A 23743-nucleotide genomic window follows, 5' to 3' on the forward strand; every position below is an offset into this window, starting at 1 on the left:
AGAGAGGGGGATGCCAGAATGTTTAAATGTAAAATGATTAGTGAAATCCCGCTAAGCGCCGCACTGTCCGCCTGGAATGCCGGATTCCAGGGATATTATGCCGATATGAGGATGGATTACCGGGTGTATGTGGGACGGATGGCCCGCGAGGGCATTGATCCCGAACACTCGGTTATACTGCTGCGCGGAGACGCACCGGCGGCCTTTACGCTGAACGCGATCCGCGATATCGCCGGGGAGAGGCGTGCCTGGAACGGCGGAACTGCTGTGCTGCCGGAATACCGCGGACAAGGGCTCGGCAGCCGCCTGATGGAGGAGAATCTGGCGCTGTATGCCAAGGCCGGCGTCAGGACCGCATGCCTTGAAGCTTTTGTGCAGAATGAGAAGGCCATCGCCCTGTATGAGAAGTACGGATACCGCGGGGCCGGCAGCACGCTCTTCTACAGCCTGGAGAAAGGGCTCCAATCGGGTAGCGTACCGGAAGGCGCTGCCCGGTTGGAGCTGCGGGAGACTACGGCTGCAGCGGCTGCTGCCCTTCCGTTCTATGATTACACGGCACCCTGGCAGGCGCTGTGGCCCAGCCTTCCGGACGGGCGCTGCCTGCTTGCCGAACGGGACGGCTCTATCATCGGCTATGTGCAGTTCAGGCGGCAATACTCGGCGGCCGGCGAGCTTACCGGCATCCAGTTATATCCCGGGAAGCTGCGGGACGGGGTGCCGGACGCCCGGGAGGTTACGGCACAAATGCTGTGGACTGTGTTCGCCCACCGGGCTGCAGAAGCCGGCAAGCCGCCGGGTCTCAGAGCCGTACACATTTCCAGCGGTGACCTGCAAGTCCGGGAATGGCTGGAGGCTGCAGGCTTCCGCCTGGACAGCGAGCTGCTGCATATGCTGCGGAAGACGGCGGAGTGACAGGCTGTTTGAGCTGCAGCCCTGCCGGGTAATAAGAAGCAGGTGGGAAGTGGCAGGTATCAATTAACGGCTGGAAGAACAGGTTTGTCTTGTGTATTCCGAAAGGTAGTTGATTAACCCATGTACTATCTGAAAGGGAAGAAGAAGACAAGAGCGAGATTCAGGCGCTTGTTTTCCGGATGGTCCCCCTAGCAACTGGAAATTGGCATAATTAAATAGACCGCTTCTCACCTTTTGAAGACTCCGCGGGACGCCTGCGGGGTCTTCGTTGCGGTTTGAAGATTTTTACAAGAGTGATTCATTTGTTTGATAGAGTAGGATATAATAAGAACCAAGCTATCTGAAAAATAGGAGAAATATGACATGCCGTGGATGCAGGGTTATCCGTATTATTTATTAATGGGCAGTGTTCTAAGTCTCTACATGAGCGTCAAATCGTACAGGCGCCGCAGCAATGCGGGGGGACGCTATCTATGGATTCTGATGCTGCTGGTCAGCGTAATGTTCATATCTACGGCCGGAGAGGTTATCGCGCCTACTTTGCAAGCCAAACTGTGGTGGAAGAATGTGCAGCAGCCTCCGCTGTTCCTGAGCACGATCTTGACTTACGCGGTGGTCAAAGAGTATGTGTCCCAATCTTCGGAAGGGCTAGCCAGGCGGCTTGCCTTGTTTTGTATTCCTGTCGTCTTTTACCTTGGGCTTATCTTTACGGACTCCTATCATCAACTGATGCGCAGCAGCATCGGCATTGTTACGGTGGCGGGCGTGAGCGGGGTAGCTGTCCATCCGGAGCCGCTCAGCATGATGCTCATTGCGTACGACCAGCTTATCGGCCTGTATGCCGTTTATCTGCTGGCCGCCTCGCTCAGGAGCTCGCCCAAGCCTTACTTTTGGCCCCATCTGCTGCTGCTGGCTTCGCTGTCCATCCCTGTCGTATTCAGTTTCCTGTTGCCGCTTCTCAAGATTGAGATTACAGGCTTTACGGCGTTCACTTACTTCCCTCCAATGGTTGCGGCCTACTTCTTATTGCTCCGGGATCCCCGGATTGCCATCTATCCTACGGCGAAGAATACCATTTTCGAGAATATGAAGGACGGCATTCTGCTGACGGATCATCATGACAACATTATTGTGGCTAACGAGGCTGCAGAAGCCATGCTGTCCACGCTGACCGGGGGTCAGGGCAACGGCTGGATGGGCAGAAATATATACAGTCTGCTGGAGTATTACGGGGAGATTGCGGTGCATTACGCACGGCGGATGGAAGGGCAGTTCGAAATTGATGCATCGGGAACGGATGAGATCTGGTACGGTGTTTCTTTGATCGCCACGGAGCGCAGCGTAGCCGAGGACGCGGGCATGCTGATTGTGCTGAGCGATCTCAGCGAGAAGAAGCGTTACGAACGGGAACTGCTGTATCAGGCCACGGTCGATGATCTGACAGGGCTGTATAACCGCAGACATTTCATGCGGCTGGTGCAGCATCATCTGGCGGACAACGGCGGCGGGGTGGCGCTGCTGCTATTCGACATAGACGACTTCAAACTGATTAACGATACATACGGGCATATAGCGGGCGACAAGGCGCTGATGGATTTCGCCCAGAAAATGCTGAACGTTTACTGCGACAGCGGCATTACCGGCCGCGTGGGCGGGGAAGAGTTTGCGGTCTTCTTTGCCGCCGGGGGCGAAGCCGCGGCCCTGCAGGAAGCCGAGCATTTCCGGATCACTATGGGCAGTCATACCGTCCGCCTGGACGGAGGGCATCAGATCCGGCTGACGGTCAGCATAGGCGTTGCCTATACCGAGCGCAGGGATGCCACCTTCGAGGAGCTGTACCGCCAGGCGGACGATGCGCTCTATATCTCCAAATCAACCGGCAAGAACAAGGTTACACTGGGCCGGCCGCCGGTATGGCGGGAAGCGTTGAAAGGGTAACTGCGCCGGCTTGGAATCATACATAAGAAAGAATGATAAGGCAAAGCCCCCGGCTTGCCCGCCATAAGCGGGGACCGGGGGCTTTGCTGTGTTGCCTGCATATCGCCAGCTATAATTTATTTCTCAACGAAGGGCTGGATGGTATCCTGACCGGAGCTCTCAGCCGAGTCCTGGGTGAAGTCTGGAATATCGTCCTGCACGGAGGAAACAATGATGGTCTCGGCCCCGCCGATCGGCGGCAGGCTTCTGGTCATCATCGGGCCGTAGAAGCCTACGACTCTTGCGCCTTGAACCAAGGCCGTGCTGTCCAGGGCTTCCCCCTTATCATTGACGATAACGGTGTCTTTATCCACATTCAGGATAATTTCGCTTTGCGACCCGTCGGTAAGCTTGTTGCCCTTAAGGAAGAAGCGCAGGGAGCCGTCTGTGTTCTTAGTGACTTCCTGGACGGTGCCGTCGGTGCCCAGCATGTCCGCCTGAACCCCGGTATCCTGGACTGTGATCTCATAGGCCGGTGTCTGCGGCGGGAGGCTCATTGTCTGGAAGTTGGCATGCTCGACTTCGACCGTCATGCCGATATGAAGGTCCTTAAGGGTGAGCTTGGTGCCGTCTGCCGCCTGGATCACGGTATCTTCGCCAATGTTCAGTACCGTTCCTATCGTTCCGGCGCCGTTAATCTGAACAGACTGGTAGTCTCCGGTGTTATTGATGACGGTAATAATACCGCTTGAATTGGCATGGACCGCAGGTGTGGAGATCAGGACCTGATGGCCCTCTACAGACACAGTCTGACGGAGCACTTCACTGATGAAAGACACCGGTACGTACAGCTTGTTATCTTTGTTCACCGGAGCGGTCCCCAGCGTGGTGTTCATCTTGTTGACAGCATAACGGTCCTCGCCGCTCTTGACGGTGGTGAAAATGTTATCTCTGCTGACATCGACGGCCTTCGTCGTATTATTCCACTTTAATTCAAAACCGAGGGCCTCGGCCACCGCGCGGAGCGGCAGCAGCGGCTCCTTCACGCCGGAAGGCTGGTAGCCGGTATCGCCAAGAGCTTCTCCGTTGACAGTGACAGTGTAGGCACCGGCGGCTGTGCTTGAGGTTACCTGCAGATTGTTGCTTATAGTAGTAATTTTGGCAGGGGCAGCAATCGCCGCGCCGGCCGTAAGGGCCATCGTAAGAGTGAGGGTAACAGCGCTGGTCTTCAGTAAACGGTTCATAGGTGTAAGCTCCTTTATGTGTGATATTTTTGGTAAGTATAGCTCTCTGACGCAGGGCGCTTCGATTTTGTTGCAGTGATTTTCGTGTCACTTAATGATTTAATGGTCATTTAGTAGTTTTTCAGTCCGGAGAAACGGACTCATTGCCGGAAATGGCAAAATTCGTTACGATGGACGGGAATCAGAATGCAGAGCGGCTGCTTCATGGCCTGAAACAGATGTCCCGCCTGTAGAGAAGGAGTGATGATTATATGTACGAGACTTATATTTTTGATCTTTACGGAACGCTGATTGATATTGAGACGGACGAAGAACGTCCGGAATTGTGGGAACGGCTGGCGCTGCACTTCGGATATCAGGGCATGCGCACCGGAGCAGCCGAGCTGAAACGCCGGTACCTGGACGAGCGGGACCGCCAGCTGGCGGAGGCTGGCCGGAGCTGCGAGCATCCCGATTTTGTAATGGAGGAAGTGTTCCGCGCAGTAGCCGGCCAGCTCGGCGGACAGCCCTCGGAGGCTTGGCTGCAGGAAACGGTACGCTGGGTACGGACGTTATCAATGAATCATATCTCTCTTTACGACGGCGTGACGGAAATCCTGCAGCGCCTGAGGGAACGCGGCAAGAAGGTGTTCCTGCTCTCGAATGGACAGAAGACCTTTATCGAAGCCGAACTGACGATGCTGGGCATTATCGGGCTGTTCGACGGCATCGCCATCTCCTCGGAAGCCGGAGTCAGCAAGCCCGATCCGCTCTTTTTTCGCTATCTGGCGGATACATACGGTGCGGATTTAAGCTCGGCGTTGATGATCGGCAACGATCCGCGCACCGATATCGCCGGCGCTGCCGCCATGGGCCTGGACTCCTGTTATCTTCAGACCGCTTCCTCCCCGCGGGGGGTTGCCGTTCACAGTACGTTTCAGATTCTTGACGGCGATCTCCGCCAAATTCCGGGCTGGAACGGGTAGCATTGGTGGACCGGTCTTCCCTGTGCTACAATGGCTGTGCATAAACGCGGAGGAGTGGAACGACAAATGAGCGAGAAGATCAACGAACAGGAGCTGCTGGCGGTGCTGGCGGCTGAGAGCAAGGCGGACCCGCAGCAGATCAGGCTGGTGCTGAAGCATGAGCAGGATTTTCTGGCCAGCGCCAAAGCGAACAGTAAAGGCGAAGTCGATATCGACATGGACGATCTGGTCGATTACATTACCGGAAGACGCGACGTGAAGCTGGATGAGCTGACTGTCGAGACGATCCTGGAGGCGGAAATGGACTATCTGATGGACAAAGGACTGGCCGGGTATATCGACTAGCCGGTCGTCTGGAAGTGCAATAGAACGCCGCCGGCGGATACTGGCCCTTGAGCAGTTCCTTTCGCAGGGAAGCTTTTGTTCAAGGGCTTTTGCTTTTTTTGCTTGACAATCCCGGATGCTTTTGGAGAATAAGAGTGAAATCATTGTCAGCGATTTGTCAGGGAGGAAGGAATGCCAGGGTGTATGAAAGATTCAAGGAACTGAATACGCTGCGCAATCAGATATTCGTCGGCTTTCTGCTGGTCATGCTGATGATCTTAGTGGTATCGGGGGTCTTTGTGTACGAAAGAGTATCATCCCTGCTCAAAAATAACGCCGAGCGCCACATCCAGCAGACTGCGGTTCAGGCCAGCGGCAGGCTGGACGCGCTGATCGGCCAGATTGACAGCCTGATGGAGCAGGTTGCCAACCATCCGACGGTGCAGCAGCTGCTGCTTGAAGAGCTTAACGGCCAGAAGGTCTCCTTCAATCAACGGCAATCGCTGCTGCAGATTATCTCCAGCTACCAGACTTATATGCCGAGCGTTGGTTCACTGGAGCTGTATACGGCCAATTATGAGCTGCTGTTTCCCATCAAGGAAGGCACGCTGAGCACACGGATTTCCAGCCGGCATATCAGCGAAGCCAATCTGCAAAAAGGCCGCCTGATCTGGATCGGCATTGATCCAAGCGATGACGAGAGTCTGCTGGCGATCCGCCAGGTCAGCCTGATGGACCGCTGGTTCTCCCGGGGCGGCTATCTGATGGCCCGGATTCAGCGCAGCTACTTCCAGCTGAACGACCCGCTGAGCGGAGGGGACAGCGGCGAATCGATCCTGCTGGCCGATGATGAAGGCCGGCTGCTGGGAAGCGGCGGCGATCCCGGCGTTAACCTGCTGCCGTTGCTCCAGAGTACACAGCAGACTGTGGAATTCCACGGCAAGGAGTATGTGCAGGTCAAGCAGAGGTCGGAGAAGACGAACTGGACGCTGCTCGTGCTGACGCCGGTCAGCTATGTTACCGAGGGGATATCTGTGCTGCAGACGGTGCTGCTGCTCTCGGGCGGCATCGGCGCTGTATTGTTTCTGGTGATGTCTTTCCTGCTTTCCACTATGATCACCCGGCCGATCATGCATCTGATCCGGGCGATGCGCAAATCGCGGCTGGGTGTACTGACCCCGAGCCCCCACCCCCAGGCCGTATCCACCATGGAGCTGCGGGAGCTGAATCATACGTATAACGGGATGATCTCCAATATGAACGAGTTGATCCGCGTTGTTTATGAGAAGGAAGTGCTGCAGAGCCGCACGGAGCTTAAAGCGCTTCAAGCCCAGATCAACCCGCATTTTCTGTTCAATACGCTGGAAGCGTTTAACTGGTCGCTGGAGGAGAAGGGCGAGGAGGAGCTGGCCGGTCTGGTCGTGGTGATGTCCCGCCTATTCCGTTATATAATCGGACATTCTGACAAGGATGAGTGGGTCACACTGAAGGAAGAGATGGAGCAGGTGCGGCGGTACCTGCAGATTATGGAGATGCGGCTCGGCGAACGGCTAAGCTGGAGCATTGAGCTTGCGCCGCCGGAGGAGGCCGTGCCGGTGCCCAAGCTCCTGGTGCAGCCGATTGTGGAGAATGCCATTCTGCACGGCGTGGAGAGCCGGATCGGCAGCGGCAGTGTCCATGTCTCGGCTGCGCCTTCCGAACGGGCGGGATGGACACGGATTATCGTCAGCGACAATGGGCCGGGCATGGACGAGGCCACCCTGAGCGCCTTGTACCGCACGCTGGACGGCGGCCCCTCCATTTCGGTGAAGGGAACGGGCGTCGGCCTCTTCAATGTCCAGCGCCGTCTGAAGCTATACTACAGCGGAGGAAACGGCGAGATAGAGGGACTTGATATTGCAAGCAAGCCGGGAGAGGGCACCGTTATTGCCTTTGAAATTCCGAATCACGGAGGGAATAGGGATGAGTATGGTCAATAAGACGATCCTGGTTGTCGACGATGAGCCGCGGACCCGTCAGGGGATCAAACAGACGCTGGAGCAGTGGGCGGCCGGACGTTATACGGTAGAGACAGCCGAGAACGGCGTTGAGGCCCGGGAACGTCTGCTCAAGGAGCGGTTCCACCTGCTCATTACCGATGTGCGGATGCCGCAGGTCAGCGGACTGGAGCTGATCCGTTCCTTGTCGGCAGTCCACCGCAAGCCGGCGGTTATCGTGATTTCCGGCTATGCTGAGTTCACTTACGTCCAGCAGGCGCTGCAGCTCGGCGCGTTCAATTATTTGCTGAAGCCGCTCGACAAAGCGGAGCTGCTGCGGGTAGCGGAGGAAGCGCTGAAGCACGAGGAAGAGGGGCAACGGCGCGAGAAGCTGGAGAAGCTGGTGGATCACAGGCTGCTGGAGATCGACCCGGATCAGCCCGTGATGGGCGAAGCGGTCAGGGAAGCGCTGGCTTATGTGGAGGGGCATCTGGGTGACCAGCTGACCATGGCTGAGGTGGCGGGCCGCCTGCATCTGAATGCGAGCTATTTCAGCGTATTGTTCAAGGAACAGACGGGCCTGCCGTTCAGCGAGTATCTGACGCGTCTGCGCCTGCAGCGGGCCAAGGAGCTGCTGCTGAACTCCAGACTTTCCGTCGCCGAGATCGGCGAGAGCGTTGGTTACCGTACGGATAAATATTTTATTAAAGTGTTCAAGGAGCACGAAGGAGTCAGCCCCAGCCGCTACCGTCAGCGGATCAGCGATCAGGCGGACAATATCCAATAAAAGTGGAGTTATTTCCAATCATTGTGCTCTTATAAACCTCCAAAGGCAGTGCTAGAATTTGAATGATAGCGGTTACAATTTACCGCGCAACCGAGATTAGTGGAGGTAATGGCAATGCTTAGGAACATATGGACCCATGGTCTGGTGCTGACCGCTGTGTTGATGCTCCTCCTTGCCGGGTGCGACGAGAACGATAGCAGCAATACGGCCGCCGGAGGCAGGGGTCCAGCCGCTCAAGGGAACAGTGCCTCCGCTGAGCAGGTCACGATCCATATGATGCATTCATGGCCGGCAGACAGCTCCCCACAGCAGTACAGGCTGGTGACGCAGATTGTCGAAGCGTACGAGCAGGAACATCCGAATGTGAACATTAAGCAGGAAGTGCTGGAGAACGAGCAATATAAGAACAAGCTGAAGGTGCTGTCCGCCTCCAATGAACTCCCCGATGTCGGGATTACCTGGGCGGCCGGATTTATCGAGCCGTACGTGAAAGGCGACCTGTTCGCACCTCTGGACGATATTCTCGGCGGTGAGCAGCTGAAGGATAAATTTGTCGCCGGCACGACCGAGGCCTACAAGGTAGACGGCATTACCTACGCCCTGCCGATTGAGCTGAATATATGTCCGGTGTATTACAACAAAGATATATTTGAACGATATGATCTTCAGGTGCCGTCCACCTACGAGGAATTCAAGGAGGTCGTCAAGACGCTGGCCGATGCCGGGGTAGCGCCGATTGCCCTGGGCAACAAGGACCGTTGGACGGGCTCTATCTGGTATATGTATCTGGCCGATCGGCTCGCCGGCAGCGAGACGCTGAGCAAGGCTACGAGCGCCGCAGTTTCCTTTGATGATCCCGGTCTGATCCGTGCGGCGGCCGAGGTGCAGAATCTGGTGAATATGAAAGCATTCAATCCGGGATACAACGGGCTATCCAACGAGGAAGGCAAGCTGGAGTTTACCGATGAAAAGGCGGCTATGTATCTGACCGGCACGTGGGAGCTGCCGAACTTTACGGCCAATCCGGACATTCCGCAGGAATTCAAGGACAAGGTCGGCTTCTTCAAATTCCCGACAGTAGACGGAGGGAAGGGCGATATCAACAGCTGGGTGGGCGGTCCCGGCGTCGGATTATTTGTAGCCGAGGCTTCGCGGGTGGAGGAAGAGGCCAAAGCGTTCGTGGAGTATTTCGTGAGCCATTGGGGCGAGGCCTCCGTAACAACGGCCGGCGTCATTCCGGCCACCAAGGTGGATACCTCGGACAGCCGGCTGCCGCAATTGTACGTTCAGCTGCTGGACGAGCTGAACAATGCCAGCAGTATCACGCTGTACGCCGATGTGCAGATGAAGCCTACAGCCGCCCAGGTCCATCTCGATATGATCCAGGCGCTGTTCGGCGAAGCCGTGACGCCGGAGCAATTCGCCGTCAAGAACAAAGAGGCGGTAGAGAAGAGCAACTGACGGCAAGAGCTGCCGTTGCAGAATGCGGATGGGCGGGACACCGCTGCAAGAAGTCTGCCCGAAGATGGAGCCCGCCCGTGCTGCCGGATTACAGGCGGATGCAGGCGAAGCGGAAGAAGCCTTCGTCTGCGGATATGGCAGCCGTGAAGCCGTGTTCCGCTGCCAGCCGGGCCAGCTCCGCGTCCGGCGGAATCGGCTCGCGCTGCGGGTTGTGGCCGATGCGCCGGTGATGCTCGCGCAGTCCTTCGCGCGTGCGGGAGTGGGCGATCATGAAGGAGCCGCCCGGCAGCAGATTGCGCTGCGCATTGGCGAATACCGCCGCAAGGTCAGAGAAATGCGGGATGCTGTTATACAGCAGCACGTGGTCAAAGGCGGCCGGCGTCTGAAACGGCTGCTCGAAGTCGGCGCACTGACTCTCCGCTTCCGGGAAGCTTCGCAGAAGCGCCTCCAGCATCGGCGCGGAGATATCGACGGCCAGATAGCGGCCCGGGGCCAATCCGAGGCTGTGCAGTGCAGCGAGGATAACGCCGCTCCCGGCGGCGACGTCAAGCAGCGACTGGCCGTCCCGGAAGCCGAGGAACGAAAGGGTGCGCTGCGCTTGCGCCAAGGCTTCGCCGCCGTTGTCCCACACCGGGGCCAGTGCGTTGAAGCGGGCGAGGTCGGCTTGTTTGGAGGGTTGATGCTCGGACATAGGTTTCATCCTTTACAGGTGGCTGGATTTGGAATCCATTATAAACGCACAGCAGGCGTCCCGTCAGGTCGAAATGACCTTGACGGGACGCCTGCCCTGTTCTTTATCAATGCGCAGCTGCGGCAGCCGGCGCCGGCTGCACGGTGTCGTGCTGGATCAGGCCGTGCTTCTCCCAGGCTCTGCTCTTCCAGCGGAAGTACATAATGATCGCCCGGACCCATTCGTCCGCTGCGGTGGCCAGCCATACCCCGGCCAGGCCGAGATCCAGCTTGAACACCAGCAGATAGCCCAGCGGCAGGCTCATGCACACCATGGAGATAAGGCCCATGTAGACCGGGAACTTTGCATCGCCCGATGCGCGGAGCGAGTTGATGATGACCAGATTGCAGGTGCGCCCGGTCTCCAGAAAGAAGCTAAGCAGCAGAACCGACGCCCCCATGGCGATGATCTGCTTGTTGTCCGTGAAGAGACCGAAGAGGGGCTCGCGGACGAGAATAATCAGGATATCGATGACGACCGTGACCAGCAGCGCCCATTTGGCGCTGGCGAATACACGGGAGTAGGCTTCTTCCGTCCGGCGCGCCCCGACCAGATGGCCGACGATGATCGAAGTGCCCATGGATACCGCCACGCTGAACAGGTAGATGTAGTTGGAGATATTCACGGCATACTGGCGTGTGGCCATAGCCTCGGCGCCCAGATAGGTGATATACATGGTAAAGACGAGCTGGCAGGATTGATACGTGATCGATTCAAAGGCCGACGGGATGCCAATCTTGAAAATTTGCTGCACATACTTGCGGGACAGATGGATGTAATAGCTCCATTTGACCTTGATCTCCATAATGCGGTACAGCAGCAGGAAGAACAGAATCAGGCAGATGAACCGGCTGGCGACGGTGGAAATGGCTGCACCCTCTACGCCCAGCGCCGGAAGTCCGAAATGTCCGTAAATAAGCAGATAATTGCCGGCCACATGGATGATATTCATCAGCAGGGAGACCAGCATCGTCTGCTTGGTGAAGCCGTACGTGCGGATGGTCGTCGCCAGCGCATTCAGCAGCGCCTGCAGAAAAATTCCGCCGCCGACAATGTGAATATATGCCTTGGCATGTTCAAGGATGTCGCCCTTCACGTTTAGCGCATTCAGCAGCTGGCCGCCGAACAGCAGCAGCACGGCGCTGAGCACGACACCTACCGCGAGGTTCAGCGTGATGGCATTGCCGGTGACTTGGGCGGCTTCCTGCGGCTTCTTGGAGCCCAGGTATTGCGAGACGACGATGGCGGCGCCGTTGCCGATGACACTGAGCACCAGGATCGCCATGGCAATAATCTGGTTCGCCGCCCCGACCCCGGACACGGCATCATCCGATACCGAGCTGATCATGAATGTATCGACACTGCCCATCAGCATAAATAGAAACAGCTCGAGAAAGATTGGCCAGGTCAGCTTAAACAGGCTGAATTGTTGCTTCGTTTGTTCCATCTTGTACTCCTCTTATTGTGATCGCTACAGAAGCGTTAATGTCAGACCAAGAGTATGGTAGCACAGCTTTCATGAAAATGCAGTATTTTCATTAATAATTCTGCAAATACCACCAGTATTTTCGCATATTTACGCAAAACGCCGCCGTCCCGGAATGAGGGGCGGCGACGTTATATGTTCAGAGGCAGCTGCAGCTGCCTCTTTGCCTGAAATGTTCTGCCCTTGAACGGGCGCAGCAGGGTTTACCGCTTCAGCAGATCTTCGCGAATCGGCGTGAACACATCCAGCAGCGCCGAGCCGTCTTCCAGCGCGGTCACGCCGTGCTTGGCATTGCGCGGAATGGCAATGCTGCCGCCGGCCTCCAGCGCATACTCCCTGCCGTCGATACGGAAGGTGAAGCTGCCGCGCAGACAGTAGCTCATCTGCTCATGCGGATGGCTGTGCTCATAGCCTTCGGCGCCCTTCTCGAAATGCACCTCCATCATCATCAGGCTGTCTGCGGCATTCAGAATGCAGCGCTTCACACCCGGCTCTGCCGGTTCCCATACTCCCAGATTGCTCATTAGCTATTCCTCCTGATTAGTTGAATTTAATATAAATGCCTGTAGCTCACCGGGCAGAAGGAGCCATTCTCCTGCCCCGGGTACAGCTGCCCCGGTTCCAATCAGCGGCTCAGCTGTGCCGCCGCCGGGAACCCGGATCAGCGCGGCCTGTCCGCTGCCGTTGAGCGCAAGGATCAGCCGTGCCCCGTCCCGGCCGGTCACCTCATATAAACGTACTCCTTCCGGAAGCGGTCCGCAATCCGGGAGGGTTATGCTTACCGGCGGCCGGTCGGCAGCGCGGGGCTGCAGCAGGATGACATAATCGCTTCCGGCCTGTCCGCTGATGGTGAAATGCTGCTGGGTTCCCAGCGGGTAGCCGCCCGCTACGGCGCCTTCCCCGGCCGTAATGACAGGCGCGGCCGGTTCGGCGATATGAACGTCCAGCCGCATCCCGCCGAGGCACGCCGCCTCAATGCGCTGAACGTCTATATCGGCGCCGGTGCTCAGCGTATGCAGGTTCCAGACGCTGTCCGCTCCCCCGCGGATCCGGTCCCAGACGAGGTAGACCTCGAAGCCTGCTTTAACGAAGAGGAAATGCCGCTCGTACTCCTGCGCTCCTGCATCCGGAATGCGGCTGCGGGCATAATCGGCCCGTGCCGAGAAGAAGACCTCCCGGCATTCGCTCTGCAGCGGCCCATTGCGGAACTGTCCGTCCGCACCGGCGAACTGCACCACGTTATGGGCGCGGCCGGACACATACCAGTGCCTGTCGCCGTTGTAGTAGCCGCCGGTTCCGGCATCCAGGGTGACGGGTACACCGTCCGCCCAGATCGAGAAGTGGCCCTCGTCATGATGGGCGTGGTACGTCAGCGGCGAAGCCTCGTAAATCGCGTAATGTCCCTGCTCCGGCGAGGGTTCCTCGCGGAAGATCACATACCCGATGCCGGGATAATGCACGGAACTCCGCTCCGGCTTGCACTCCGGCAGCTCCGGCTGCGGATACAGCAGCGCCGCCAGCGGGAACGGATAGGCCCCGTTGTCCCGCACGGGAGAGCCGCCCCGCTTCCAGGCCCAGATCATTTCTCCCGCCAGCTGCGGGTCTTCGTCCGCATAGAACGGGGCGGCATACCCGAGCAGCCGGAACCACTGCTCCTGAACATTGGCGTCGCCCACCGCCGGGGTGAGCAGCCGCGGCCAGCCGTCCGGACCGGGCTGCAGGGCATCAGCGACGGTCGAGGTTCCAACAAGGAAGCGGTACATGGCCTTCACCTTGTCATGGGCGAAATAGTCGATGCCCTTCAGCCGGCTCAGCAGGGCGAAGAACAGGAAGTAGCGGTGGAGCACAGCGCCGTGATAGCGGATATTCTCCGGCCAGGCGCCGTCCGCATCCACCACCTCCCGCAGCTGCCAATTGATGACGGAGAGCGCATGCTCCAGCAACTCTCCGGACCGCGCCTCCTGCGGGAAGAGCAGCGCATACACGCCGAGGCCGGTGGCACGGTCCGCATTCCAGTTGCTGCGTTTGCCGCCCTTCTCGTCCGGCCAGCTCTCCGCATCGAACCGGTAATACCGGGTGTCCATCATGATGCCGGCGATGTGGCGGAAGCGGGCGAGCATTTCTTCCTGCCCGGCGGAGGGCAGGACGCCGGAGCCGGCAATCTGGTCATAGATGACCGAGGTAACCGCCAGGCCCCGCCCGATATGAACCGCCCCATAAGTATCGTCATCATGCCAGCCGTCCCGGCGGAAGAGCTCCATGCCCTGCAGCATGTCCTGCAGCATGTAGGCCAGCTTCCGGGCCGCCCTTACGGCGTACTCCAGCTCCTGCTGCACCATGAACAGATTGGCGTCGGCCCCCGCTGCTTCCAGCAGATATGACCAGTTGGTGAGTGTCGGCCGGTTGAATGGCTTGTCCGGCAGAGCCGTCCCGAGCGGCTGTCCCGCCGGGTCCAGGAAGGTGACCTCGGCCCAGATGCCGCCGGACAGCGGAGCGTCCAGGCTCAGCGCCGTCTGTACGCTGTAATGCTCGCCCGGCCGCACCGGTACAGCCTGCTCATAGCGCAGGGCAGTTACATCCGCCGGCCTGCGGTTGGCAATGAAGACGCAGTGCGGCTCAGCATCGGCTGCAGTCTGTGCGGCCGGATTGGCGCCGGATGCGACCAGCGCTTCCTGTCCCGGTGCCATGCCTTCCAGGCAGACCAGACTGCCTTCCCCTGCTTCCGCCTGCCAGCCTTCGAGGCCATCCGTGAAGCTGCCGTTCGCCAGCTTCACCGGCAGCCCCAGCCCGGAGTGCTGGAAGGTCAAGCCGCCGATCCGCGCTTCCCCTTCGCCTTGTATAAGCACAGCCAGCCGGACATATGCGGCATCCGCCGGTGTACGGAAGACAAACGGCTCCACCCGGTACGCCCCGAGCCGGTGGAGACCGGAGGCGGCTTCTCTGGCGGCGAACTGATCGGATAATTGCCGCTGGCGTTCGAATTCCTCCTTGATCATCGGGATATCAGCGGTCCGGGTGTGTAATGCACCCAACTGTTCCTGCGTGTAGCAGCCGAACGGACGGGTTGCGGTTCCGCTGCCTTGTGCTGTGTTCATCGGCTGTCCAAGCCCCCTCATATGTGTAATGATGCTTCGCTTACGCCTGCTTGTTTCCTATAGTATAACTGGCCTCTGTGCGGAGGCGGGATGGATAAACAGCGTGAGGGGAGGGGACAAAGCTACTGAAATGAACGATGAAAAAGTGGATTTCTCCCCCCAAGCACAGTCGCTTTCCCCCTAACCGCTTCGCCTGCAGCGAACTATCATTGAGGTATAGGACAAGAGAACAATGACAGGAGGAAATACACATGAATCAAGCGAGACGCCAGATTAACGCCTGGACCTTCGTCGCCCCGAGTCTGATCCTGACGCTGATCTTCGGGGTGTATCCGATTTTTTGGGCTTTAAAGTACATGTTCTACGATTATCAGGGCTTCGGTGAGCCGCTATATATCGGCCTGGACAATTTTGAACGGCTGTTCCGTGATAAGGAGTTCTGGCATTCAGTGGTCAACACCTTCATCTATGCCGGAGGCAAACTGCTGGTTACGCTGCCCCTCTCCTTCGTGCTGGCTGTAATCCTGAACCGCGCCCTGAAGGGCCGGCAGCTGCTGCGGGCAGTTTACTTTTTGCCTACGGTGATCAGCGCTTCGGTGATGGCGATTGTGTTCTACGTCATTTTCAATTCCTACAACGGCATGGTGAACCAGCTGCTGGTCGGCTCCGGAATTGTATCCGCTCCCATTGACTGGCTGGGGCCGAAATACGCACTCCTGACGGCTATTATCATTGCCATTTGGGGCGCGGTCGGCAACTATATGCTGCTCTTCATCGCCGGTCTGCAGAATATTCCCGAGGATCTGTACGAAGCGGCTTCCCTGGACGGCGCCGGACCGCTGCGCAAGATGTGGAGCATTACCGTGCCGATGCTGGGTCCTGTGCTGCAGATGATCATTATGCTGGCCATTACCGTCTCGCTCAAGGGCTACGAGAGCATTATGGTGCTGACCGAAGGCGGTCCTTACGGCAAGACGGAAGTCATGTACCTCTATCTCTACAAGCTGTTCTTCCCGGTATCCAGCGGCGGCACAAGCATCCAGCAGTTCGGCTACGGCAGCGCAGTCGGCTTTGCTACAGCCGTAATTGTCGGCTTGATTACGCTGATTTATTTCTACGTTTCCAAGAAACTGAATGATATCTACTAAAAGAGAGGAGAATGACCATTGAGTACCTTGCATGCGGCGGCACCAAAAACGGTGGAACAAACCGCCCGTTCCGTCAAAAGCAAAAAGCTGCTGTCCCGGACGCTGCTGTGGATCTTCCTGCTGCTGGTGGCCGCCTTCGCTCTATTTCCGATTATTCTGGCCTTCTTCGGATCGCTGAAGACGAATCTGGAGCTGACGACCGGCACCACGATGCTGCCGAAGGAATGGAAGTTCGGCAACTATCTGCAGGCCTGGAATACGGCGAACTTCGCCCGTTTTACCTGGAACAGCGTGTTCATCAGCGTATTTACGACGCTCGGCACCCTGCTGGTGGGCACCATGGCGGCGTATGCAGTCGCACGGGTCGATTTTATCGGCAAGAAGCTGTATGTCATGATCCAATCCTGCACCCTGTTCATCTCAATCGGGGCGGTAGTGCTGCGGCCGCAGTTTGACCTGATGGTGGCGCTGGGTTTGCAAAAATCGCTCTGGGGCGTCATCATCATCCTGATCAGCGCCCATGCCACTGCGTTCTTCATGCTGATCGGCTTTGTCCGCGCGGTTCCGCGCGAGCTGGACGAGGCTGCGTTTATTGACGGCTGCAACTTCTATAGCGTATACTTTCGTGTTATCTTGCCGCTGCTGACACCCGCCTTAGGGGTTACGGCTCTCTGGACCTTCCGCGGCGCCTGGAACGAATATATCCTGCCGCTCGTCTTCACGATGACACAGCCTGCGCTGCAGACGCTGACCGTGGGGCTGGCCGGACTGAAGTACGGCATCGGCGATGCGGCCCAGCCGCAGCTGATGCTGGCCGGGGCCTGCCTGTCCATGCTGCCGATGATTGTTGTCTACATCTTCGCCAACAAATCCTTTATGCAGATGACGGCCGGCTCTGTGAAGGGCTAAGGACGGGATAGCGGTAAGCGGCTACTACTCCGGAGGTGTTACACCATGCTGAAGGCCTGGATTTACCGGACCTCCCTGAAGCAGCGGATCTGGGTTTCGTTCGCCGCGCTCACGGTGCTCTGCATCGCGGTGACCGGCTTGCTGGCCTACGGCATCGCGGCGCGGGCGATGGAGCGCAATTCCACCCAGTTGAACCGCAGCGTGCTGGTCCAGTCGGTCAATGTGCTCGACCAGAAGCTGAAGCAGATTATTGTCGCTTCATCCACCATGATGCTCAGCGAGGCCTATAAGCAGGCCATGCGCGATATATCGGCGCATAATACGGAGCGCTTCTTCGCCAATTTCTCGCTGATGCAGAGCCCGTTCACCCAGGCCCAACTGACGGAGAATTCGATCGATTCCATCCTGATTACGACGCCGGACGGCGACTTCTACTCCACCGGCGGACTGCGCCGTACACCGGTAGCGTTCATGGACACCTCGCTGTACGACCGGATCCGCAACAATCCGGAATCCAATTGGGTCGAGAGCCATCCGGATGAGCTGTTCGCCGGCGGCCGCCAGGTCATCTCCCTGCTGCTGCAGCCGCTTACCGAGAACTATGTGCCGGATGTCTTCCTGGCGGTCAACGTCAACGAAGACATTCTGGAGGATGCGGTCAGCGGCGGAGCCAGCCTGGGCTCCGCACGCTTTCTGCTGATCAATAAAGCGGGGGCCAGCGTCTTCGGGGACGGGGAGCGCCCGGATTGGAGCCGTTCACCTGATTTCCTGGGCAAGCTGGGGGAAAAAGGGGACGGCAATTTCGAATACAGCGCCGCCGGAGCGGGGCCGTTGCTGATCAGCTATACCGAATCCCGCTACGCCGCCGATTGGCTGCTGGTCAGCTACCAGTCCAAGAAGGAGCTGCTGCAGCCTGTCCGCAGCATCCAGTGGCTCGTGCTTACCGTGATGGCCCTGTGCATCGGGATGGCGCTGCTGCTTGCGAAATATCTGTCGAACCTGCTGCTGGGCCCGCTGCTCAAGCTGCATAAGACGATGGCAAGGGTCGAGCAGGAGGACCTGTCCGCCCGGTTTCAAAGCCCGTTTCAGGACGAAATCGGCGAAGCGGGGCGTAAATTCAATCAGATGCTGGACCGGATCGGCGAGCTGATCCTGGAAGTCAAAGAGACGGAGAACGAGAAACGGAAAGCGGAGATCAAGGCGCTGCAGGCGCAGATTGATCCGCATTTTTTATATAACACGTTAAATACGATTTTCTGGAAATGCGAAATGGACGAATATGAAGACGCCAAAGAGATGGTCATCTCGCTGTCGGCCCTGTTCCGGCTCGGTCTGAACAATGGCCGGGAGATCACGACGCTGGGCCAAGAGCTGGAGCATGTGCGCCAATATTTGAACCTGCAGCAGCAGTGCTATGAGGGCTTGTTCCAATACACCATCACTTCGCCGCCGGAGCTGCAGACGCTTCCTATACTGAAGATTCTGCTGCAGCCCCTGGTCGAGAACTCCATTCTCCACGGATTGAAGGAGAAGCGCACAGGCGGCTTGATCCGCATTGCCGTAGAGGAGGTGGAAGGAAGACTGGTGATAAGGGTCAGCGACAACGGAGCCGGCGTCGACGCGGAAGAGCTGAACGCGCGGCTGAAGGAACCGGGCGGCAGCGGAGGGTATGCGCTCTCCAATATCTGCAGCCGCCTGCAGCTGTATTATGGCCGCGAGGCGAGTTTATCTTTCCGCAGCGAGCCGTTTATTGAAACCGAAGCCACGCTATCAATTCCTTTGGAGGGCGGAAACCAGTATGAATCCATCCATCAAAATTTGCATCGTTGACGATATCCCGGCAGTGGTCCGGGGCCTGAGCACGCGGATTCCCTGGGAGGAGCACGGCATCACCGTCGCCGCTACGGCGGCGGACGGCAGGGAAGGGCTGGCGCAAATCCGCCGGCACCGTCCGGACATCGTGTTGACCGATATCCGGATGCCGTTCATGGACGGTCTGGAAATGATGCGGACCATCCAGGCCGAGATTCCGGGGATCAAGCTGATCTTCCTGACCGGGTACTCCGATTTCGCCTATGCCCAGGAAGCCATCAAGCTGGGGGCCTTCGACCTGATCGTCAAGCCGTTCACCAAATGCCAGGTGCTGGAGACTGTGCTCAAGGCCAAGGAGATGCTGGAGCGCGAGCACAGCCAGGCCGAGCAGATGCGGGGCATGGAGCAGAAGCTGCGGGAAAGCCTCCCCTATCTGCGCCAGGAATATATGCGGCTGCTGATCCGCTACGGCACCCGGCAGCAGCGCCAGGCCCAGCAATGGGACTTCTACGGCATCCGTATGGAAAGCCGGCGCTTCTGCGTAATGGTGGCGGAGATTGATTTCTTCGCCGAGCGTACCGCTGCGCTGCCCGTTCATGAGGTAGAGCTGATCCGGTTCGCGGTCCAGAATATTCTGGAGGAGACGGTGGCCGGCTTCACCCAGGGCATTGTGTTCCGTGAGCATGTCAGCCAGTTCGTCATTGTGATGAATCCGCCCGGAGCGCTGGATCCGGAGCAGCTGGCGGAGCGGTGCCGGGAGAATGTCGGCCGCCACACCTATCAGACGGTGTCGATCGGGCTCGGCGGCGTGGTGGAAGAGACGGGGGAGCTGTCCGCATCCTACGCCCAGGCGTTGTCGGCGCTCGCCCAGACCTTCCTGAGCGGCGGCAACAGCGTGTACCGCCATTCGGAGGAGAGAAGTGCCCAGGCGGCCATGCCGCGTTACTCCTATGACAAAGAGAAGGAGCTGCTGTACTGTCTGCGTTCGGCCAATCTGGCCCAGGCGGAGGAGCAGCTGGAGGTCATCTGGAAGGAATGGATGAACCCTGCGTTTCTGCCCGATCCGGCGATGATCAAGACGCTGTCTCTGGAGCTGGCGCTGGCGGTCCACCGTGTGTTTATGGAGAAGGCTTCGGACGAAGAGGTCAAAGCGCTGGAGCTTCAATTGGCCGCGATGAACCAGGCGGCCTCCTTTGAGGAGCTGCGCCGCCGGATCCGCGAGTTCTGCCGCGAGGGCTGCCGCTATGTGCAGGCCCGCCAGTCCAGTGAGACGCGTGTGCTGGTAGAGCGGGCCATCGCGTACATCAGCAGCCATTTGCACGAGAATATCTCGGTCGCTGATTGCGCGCGCCATGTTCATCTGAGCCCGAGCTATTTCTCCAATCTGTTCAAGAAGGAGACCGGCATGACGCTGACCCAGTACATTATCGGCCGGAGAATGGACAAGGCCAAGGAGCTGGTGCTGGAAGGCATGCAGGTGCAGGATATCGCCATTTCCCTGGGGTATGAGGACCGGCCTTATTTTACCGAATTGTTTAAAAGAACCACCGGCATGACGCCGACGGATTTCCGCGCCAAGTACGCCTCGGCCCTGGAGAGTGCAAACAGTGATTTCCTCTCCCCTGAATAGTTGTTTTCTCCTTCACTCCGGTTTCCCGCGGGAAACTATAATTTTTATAAGAAATGAATGCGATTACAAACATCAAAGGGAGGCATCATCATGATTAGAAAACAATGGCTGCTGGCAGGTACCTCATTGTTGCTGGCCGGGTCGCTGGCCGCCTGCTCGTCTGCGGAGGACAATACGGAGGCAAACGGTGAAGCGGCTGCCGCAGCCGGACAGACCAAGCTGGTATACTGGAGCATTGACCGTCATGATTCGGACTTTATTGAGCAGAAGATCAGCGAATATGAAGGGCTCCATCCTGAAATTGACATTGAGCTGAAGGTGATGGCCGAGAATTACGCCCAGTCGGTGGATATTGCATTCTCCAGCAAGCAGGCGCCGGACATTCTCCGGGTAGATACGGGCAATGTGCCTACCTGGGTGAAGAAGGGCTATCTGGAATCGTTCGACAGCTACATGTCGGAGGAGATGAAGAGCCGGTTCGAGAATGTGCTGATCAATGAGAAGAACACTGTGGACGGACAAATCTACACCCTGCCGAATATCGGCCAGTTCTGGCGGCTGATCTACAATGTCGATCTGTTCGAGCAGGCCGGCATTACTGAACCGCCGACTACACTGGCGGAGATGGTAGAGGACGCCAAGAAAATTACGGAAGCCGGCAAGAGCAGCGGTGCCTACGGCTTCGCCGGCAACTTCAAGAGCTCCAGCGGCTTTGAACGGATCGCGTATCCGATTACTACGCTGAGCAAGAATGCCGGCACTGAGGGCTTCGATTTCCAGACCGGCCAGTTCGACTTCGGCATGTATAAAGAAGTAGCCGAGGCGCTGCGCCAGATCGAGCAGGACGGCAGCATGCTGCCGGGCTCGGAATCGCTGGATATCGATCCGCTGCGCGCGCAGTTTGCCCAAGGCAAGATCGGCATGTACTTCAACCACTCTGTAGAACCGAGCGTCTATAAGACCCAGTTTCCTACGGAAGTCAACTGGGCCGCAGCGCTGCCGCCGACTATCGACGGCACGCAGAACGGGGCCAGCCAGGTTATCGCCGGCAGCTATCTGGCCATGAGCAAGGACTCGGGGCATAAGGAAGAGGCCTGGAAGTTCATCGAATGGCTGTACAGTGATGAAGTCCAGGTGGCTTACCAGGAAGGCGGCTACGGCGTATCGGTCATCCCGTCGGTCGCTGCGGCGGCGAAGGCTCCGGACATTCCGGGCATCGAATACTTCCTGCCGACTGCTTATGACGGCATTTATCCGGCCACGCCGATCGTCATCACCGAGGGCCGTCTGGAGGGCATGAAGAAGGTTGACGTCTTCAACAGATATATTTTTGGCGGCGGCGATCTGGATAAGGAGCTGGAGGATCTGAATGCCCGCTATAACGCAGCGCTGGAAAAGGCGAAGGCGGCGGGCGACACCACCATCGAAGCACAGCCGGACTTCGACGCCGGCAGCCTGCAGAAATCGTTGTCGGATAAATAAGCGGCTTAGGCAGGAGGAGCGCAGCACCCGTAACGGGTGCTGCATTTTTTTATACGCAGCTGTATATCCATACGGGGGTGCCGCCGGGGGGTTGAAATGAAAGCTGAGCTGCCGGAGGAACGTATGTAAACGCTTTTAAGGCAGTTCGATCTGGTGGTGATTGATAGGAGTTTGCGCATGGGAGGGAAGGCAGGATTTCCCGAAATAAAGGCCCTGGTGTCCGTTTAGGAGATACAAGAATCGGGGAAGCAGGATCTGGACGAGATGGAACTGTGCAGTGCGGGGGGCGGAGAATCGGCTTTCGTCCGGGGGCTTATAAAAAGCCATCTCCATGGCCCGGGGGCTCATGGAGATGGCTGTGTAATGCCCGTTATCGGACAAAGCTGCGTTTACTGAGTGCGTCATTATCCAAACGGAACAGGGGCAGGTGATAAGGGGCAGCCTTTGCCCAACAATAATGGTTGCCGTAAAACTTCGGACTCAAGCAGAAGCGGTGCTCCGTTGCCGATACCCTCCTTGCAGCGGGACAGCTGCGAGGCTGAAGGCTACGCCTTTTGCTCGAACAGCTTGGCGATTTCCACAATCACCTGTACTGCCTGCAGCATCACATCGACAGAGGCGTATTCAAATTTGCCGTGGAAGTTCTCGCCGCCGGTGAAAATATTCGGCGTAGGCATGCCCATATAGGACAGCTGTGAACCGTCCGTGCCGCCGCGGATCGGGCGGATGACCGGCGTGATGCCGAGGTTCTCCATCGCCTCTTGGGCGATATCGACGATGTGGCGCACGGGCTCGATTTTCTCGCGCATATTGTAGTATTGGTCCCGCAGTTCGAGCACTATCTGGTCCTCGCCATAGGTCAATTTGAACTCATCGGCGATTGTGGCCAGCAGCGCTTTGCGGTTCTCGAATTGCGCCCGGTCAAAGTCGCGGATAATATACTGCAGCGTGCTGAGCTCGGCCGAGCCCTGCATGGAGGTCAGATGGAAGAAGCCCTCATAGCCTTCCGTGAATTCCGGGGCTTCGCCGGCGGGGAGGCGCAGGTGAAAGGCCATCGCGATTTTGGCTGAATTAATCATTTTGCCTTTGGCGGTTCCGGGATGGACGCTGACGCCCTTGAAGGTGATTTTGGCGGCAGCGGCGTTGAAGCTTTCATACTCCAGCTCGCCGAGCGGGCCTCCGTCTACAGTATAGGCATAAGAAGCGCCGAACTTGGCGACATCGAATTTATGCGGCCCCCGGCCGATCTCCTCATCCGGCGTAAAGGCGACGCGGATCTTGCCGTGCTTGATTTCCGGGTGCTCCAGCAAATAGGCCATCGCCGTCATAATCTCGGCAATGCCTGCCTTGTTGTCCGCTCCAAGCAGCGTGGTGCCGTCTGTCGTAATCAGCGTATGCCCCCGGTAATGGCTCAGCTCCGGAAAGCTTGCCGTGCTGAGGATAATATTCTGCGCTGCATTCAGAATGATATCGTTGCCGTCATAATTCTCGACAATCTGCGGCTTGACATCCTTGCCCGTGAAATCGGTCGCCGTGTCCAGATGGGCCAGAAAGCCGATGACAGGAACCTCCTTGTCGGTGTTGGCCGGCAGAGTGGCCATAACATAGGCATGCTCGTCCACCGTAACCTCGGTCAGTCCCAATACCAGCAGCTCTTGCACCAGCTTATGGGCCAGCTCCAGCTGTCCCGGTGTGGAAGGACAGGTATCGTTGTCCTCATTTGATTGGGTATCCATTGTGGCGTATGTAATAAAACGCCCGATCAGCTCGTCCTTCAAATCCGCTCAGCTCCTTAGTTCAAATCAGATCTTCTTCTATATTATCACTTTCTGCATCCGGACTCATCCCGGCGGCCTGCCCGCGAA

At 57.8% G+C, this 23743-nt stretch carries 18 protein-coding genes; 12 read left to right on the forward strand and 6 right to left on the reverse strand.

What is annotated here, in order from left to right; genetic code table 11:
• The first annotated feature begins 18 nt into the window (after positions 1-18).
• Positions 19-912: a GNAT family N-acetyltransferase gene (locus tag F1381_RS04095; protein WP_151733547.1), complete on the forward strand. Its 894-nt coding sequence runs from the start codon at positions 19-21 to the stop codon at positions 910-912.
• Between the two features lie 363 nt (positions 913-1275).
• Positions 1276-2850 (forward strand): histidine kinase N-terminal 7TM domain-containing diguanylate cyclase, encoded by a 1575-nt coding sequence (locus F1381_RS04100; RefSeq protein WP_151733548.1) that lies wholly within the window; start codon positions 1276-1278, stop codon positions 2848-2850.
• Positions 2851-2966: 116 nt separating this feature from the next.
• Here F1381_RS04100 and F1381_RS04105 read toward each other — a convergent pair whose 3' ends face one another.
• On the reverse strand, positions 2967-4073 hold the full coding sequence (locus tag F1381_RS04105) for a copper amine oxidase N-terminal domain-containing protein (protein ID WP_151733549.1): 1107 nt from the start codon (positions 4071-4073) through the stop codon (positions 2967-2969).
• Positions 4074-4324: 251 nt separating this feature from the next.
• Between F1381_RS04105 and F1381_RS04110 the strand changes: the two genes are divergently transcribed.
• From F1381_RS04110 to F1381_RS04130, 5 genes are all read left to right on the forward strand, one after another.
• Positions 4325-5038, forward strand: a complete 714-nt coding sequence (locus F1381_RS04110) for an HAD family hydrolase (RefSeq protein ID WP_151733550.1) — start codon at positions 4325-4327, stop codon at positions 5036-5038.
• Between the two features lie 66 nt (positions 5039-5104).
• Complete coding sequence (locus tag F1381_RS04115; RefSeq protein WP_151733551.1) at positions 5105-5383, forward strand: hypothetical protein; 279 nt, start codon at positions 5105-5107, stop codon at positions 5381-5383.
• A 179-nt stretch (positions 5384-5562) separates the two neighbouring features.
• Complete coding sequence (locus F1381_RS04120) at positions 5563-7341, forward strand: sensor histidine kinase (RefSeq protein WP_151733552.1); 1779 nt, start codon at positions 5563-5565, stop codon at positions 7339-7341.
• Complete coding sequence (locus F1381_RS04125; RefSeq protein WP_151733553.1) at positions 7325-8125, forward strand: response regulator transcription factor; 801 nt, start codon at positions 7325-7327, stop codon at positions 8123-8125. Before F1381_RS04120 ends, F1381_RS04125 begins: the two co-directional genes overlap by 17 nt.
• A 114-nt stretch (positions 8126-8239) precedes the next feature.
• A complete protein-coding gene (locus F1381_RS04130; RefSeq protein WP_151733554.1) occupies positions 8240-9586 on the forward strand; it encodes an extracellular solute-binding protein in 1347 nt (448 codons plus the stop codon).
• Between the two features lie 88 nt (positions 9587-9674).
• Here the strand turns inward: F1381_RS04130 and F1381_RS04135 are convergent, their stop codons facing one another.
• The 4 genes from F1381_RS04135 to F1381_RS04150 all read right to left on the reverse strand — a co-directional run bounded on the left by F1381_RS04135 (position 9675) and on the right by F1381_RS04150 (position 14897).
• A complete protein-coding gene (locus F1381_RS04135; RefSeq protein WP_151733555.1) occupies positions 9675-10286 on the reverse strand; it encodes a class I SAM-dependent methyltransferase in 612 nt (203 codons plus the stop codon).
• A 97-nt stretch (positions 10287-10383) separates the two neighbouring features.
• Positions 10384-11763 carry an MATE family efflux transporter gene (locus F1381_RS04140; protein WP_151733556.1) on the reverse strand — a complete coding sequence of 460 codons (1380 nt, stop codon included), beginning with the start codon at positions 11761-11763 and terminating at the stop codon, positions 10384-10386.
• 242 nt (positions 11764-12005) lie between these two features.
• On the reverse strand, positions 12006-12326 hold the full coding sequence (locus F1381_RS04145; protein ID WP_151733557.1) for a cupin domain-containing protein: 321 nt from the start codon (positions 12324-12326) through the stop codon (positions 12006-12008).
• 3 nt (positions 12327-12329) lie between these two features.
• Positions 12330-14897: a heparinase II/III domain-containing protein gene (locus F1381_RS04150; protein WP_151733558.1), complete on the reverse strand. Its 2568-nt coding sequence runs from the start codon at positions 14895-14897 to the stop codon at positions 12330-12332.
• Between the two features lie 251 nt (positions 14898-15148).
• Here F1381_RS04150 and F1381_RS04155 point away from each other — a divergent pair, with 251 nt between their 5' ends.
• From F1381_RS04155 to F1381_RS04175, 5 genes are all read left to right on the forward strand, one after another.
• On the forward strand, positions 15149-16045 hold the full coding sequence (locus tag F1381_RS04155) for a carbohydrate ABC transporter permease (RefSeq protein WP_151733559.1): 897 nt from the start codon (positions 15149-15151) through the stop codon (positions 16043-16045).
• A gap of 90 nt (positions 16046-16135) precedes the next feature.
• Positions 16136-16954: a carbohydrate ABC transporter permease gene (locus F1381_RS04160; protein WP_425495248.1), complete on the forward strand. Its 819-nt coding sequence runs from the start codon at positions 16136-16138 to the stop codon at positions 16952-16954.
• 45 nt (positions 16955-16999) lie between these two features.
• Positions 17000-18784 (forward strand): sensor histidine kinase, encoded by a 1785-nt coding sequence (locus F1381_RS04165; protein ID WP_151733561.1) that lies wholly within the window; start codon positions 17000-17002, stop codon positions 18782-18784.
• Positions 18753-20396: a response regulator gene (locus tag F1381_RS04170; protein WP_187355189.1), complete on the forward strand. Its 1644-nt coding sequence runs from the start codon at positions 18753-18755 to the stop codon at positions 20394-20396. Before F1381_RS04165 ends, F1381_RS04170 begins: the two co-directional genes overlap by 32 nt.
• Before the next feature lie 90 nt (positions 20397-20486).
• Positions 20487-21878, forward strand: a complete 1392-nt coding sequence (locus tag F1381_RS04175; RefSeq protein WP_151733563.1) for an ABC transporter substrate-binding protein — start codon at positions 20487-20489, stop codon at positions 21876-21878.
• Between the two features lie 545 nt (positions 21879-22423).
• Here the strand turns inward: F1381_RS04175 and pepT are convergent.
• Entirely contained in the window at positions 22424-23656 is a 1233-nt protein-coding gene (gene pepT / locus F1381_RS04180) for a peptidase T (protein WP_151733564.1), read from the reverse strand.
• Positions 23657-23743 lie beyond the last annotated feature (87 nt).

It is taken from the genome of Paenibacillus tengchongensis, assembly GCF_008973665.1.
GTDB classification, from domain to species: domain Bacteria; phylum Bacillota; class Bacilli; order Paenibacillales; family Paenibacillaceae; genus Paenibacillus_AQ; species Paenibacillus_AQ tengchongensis.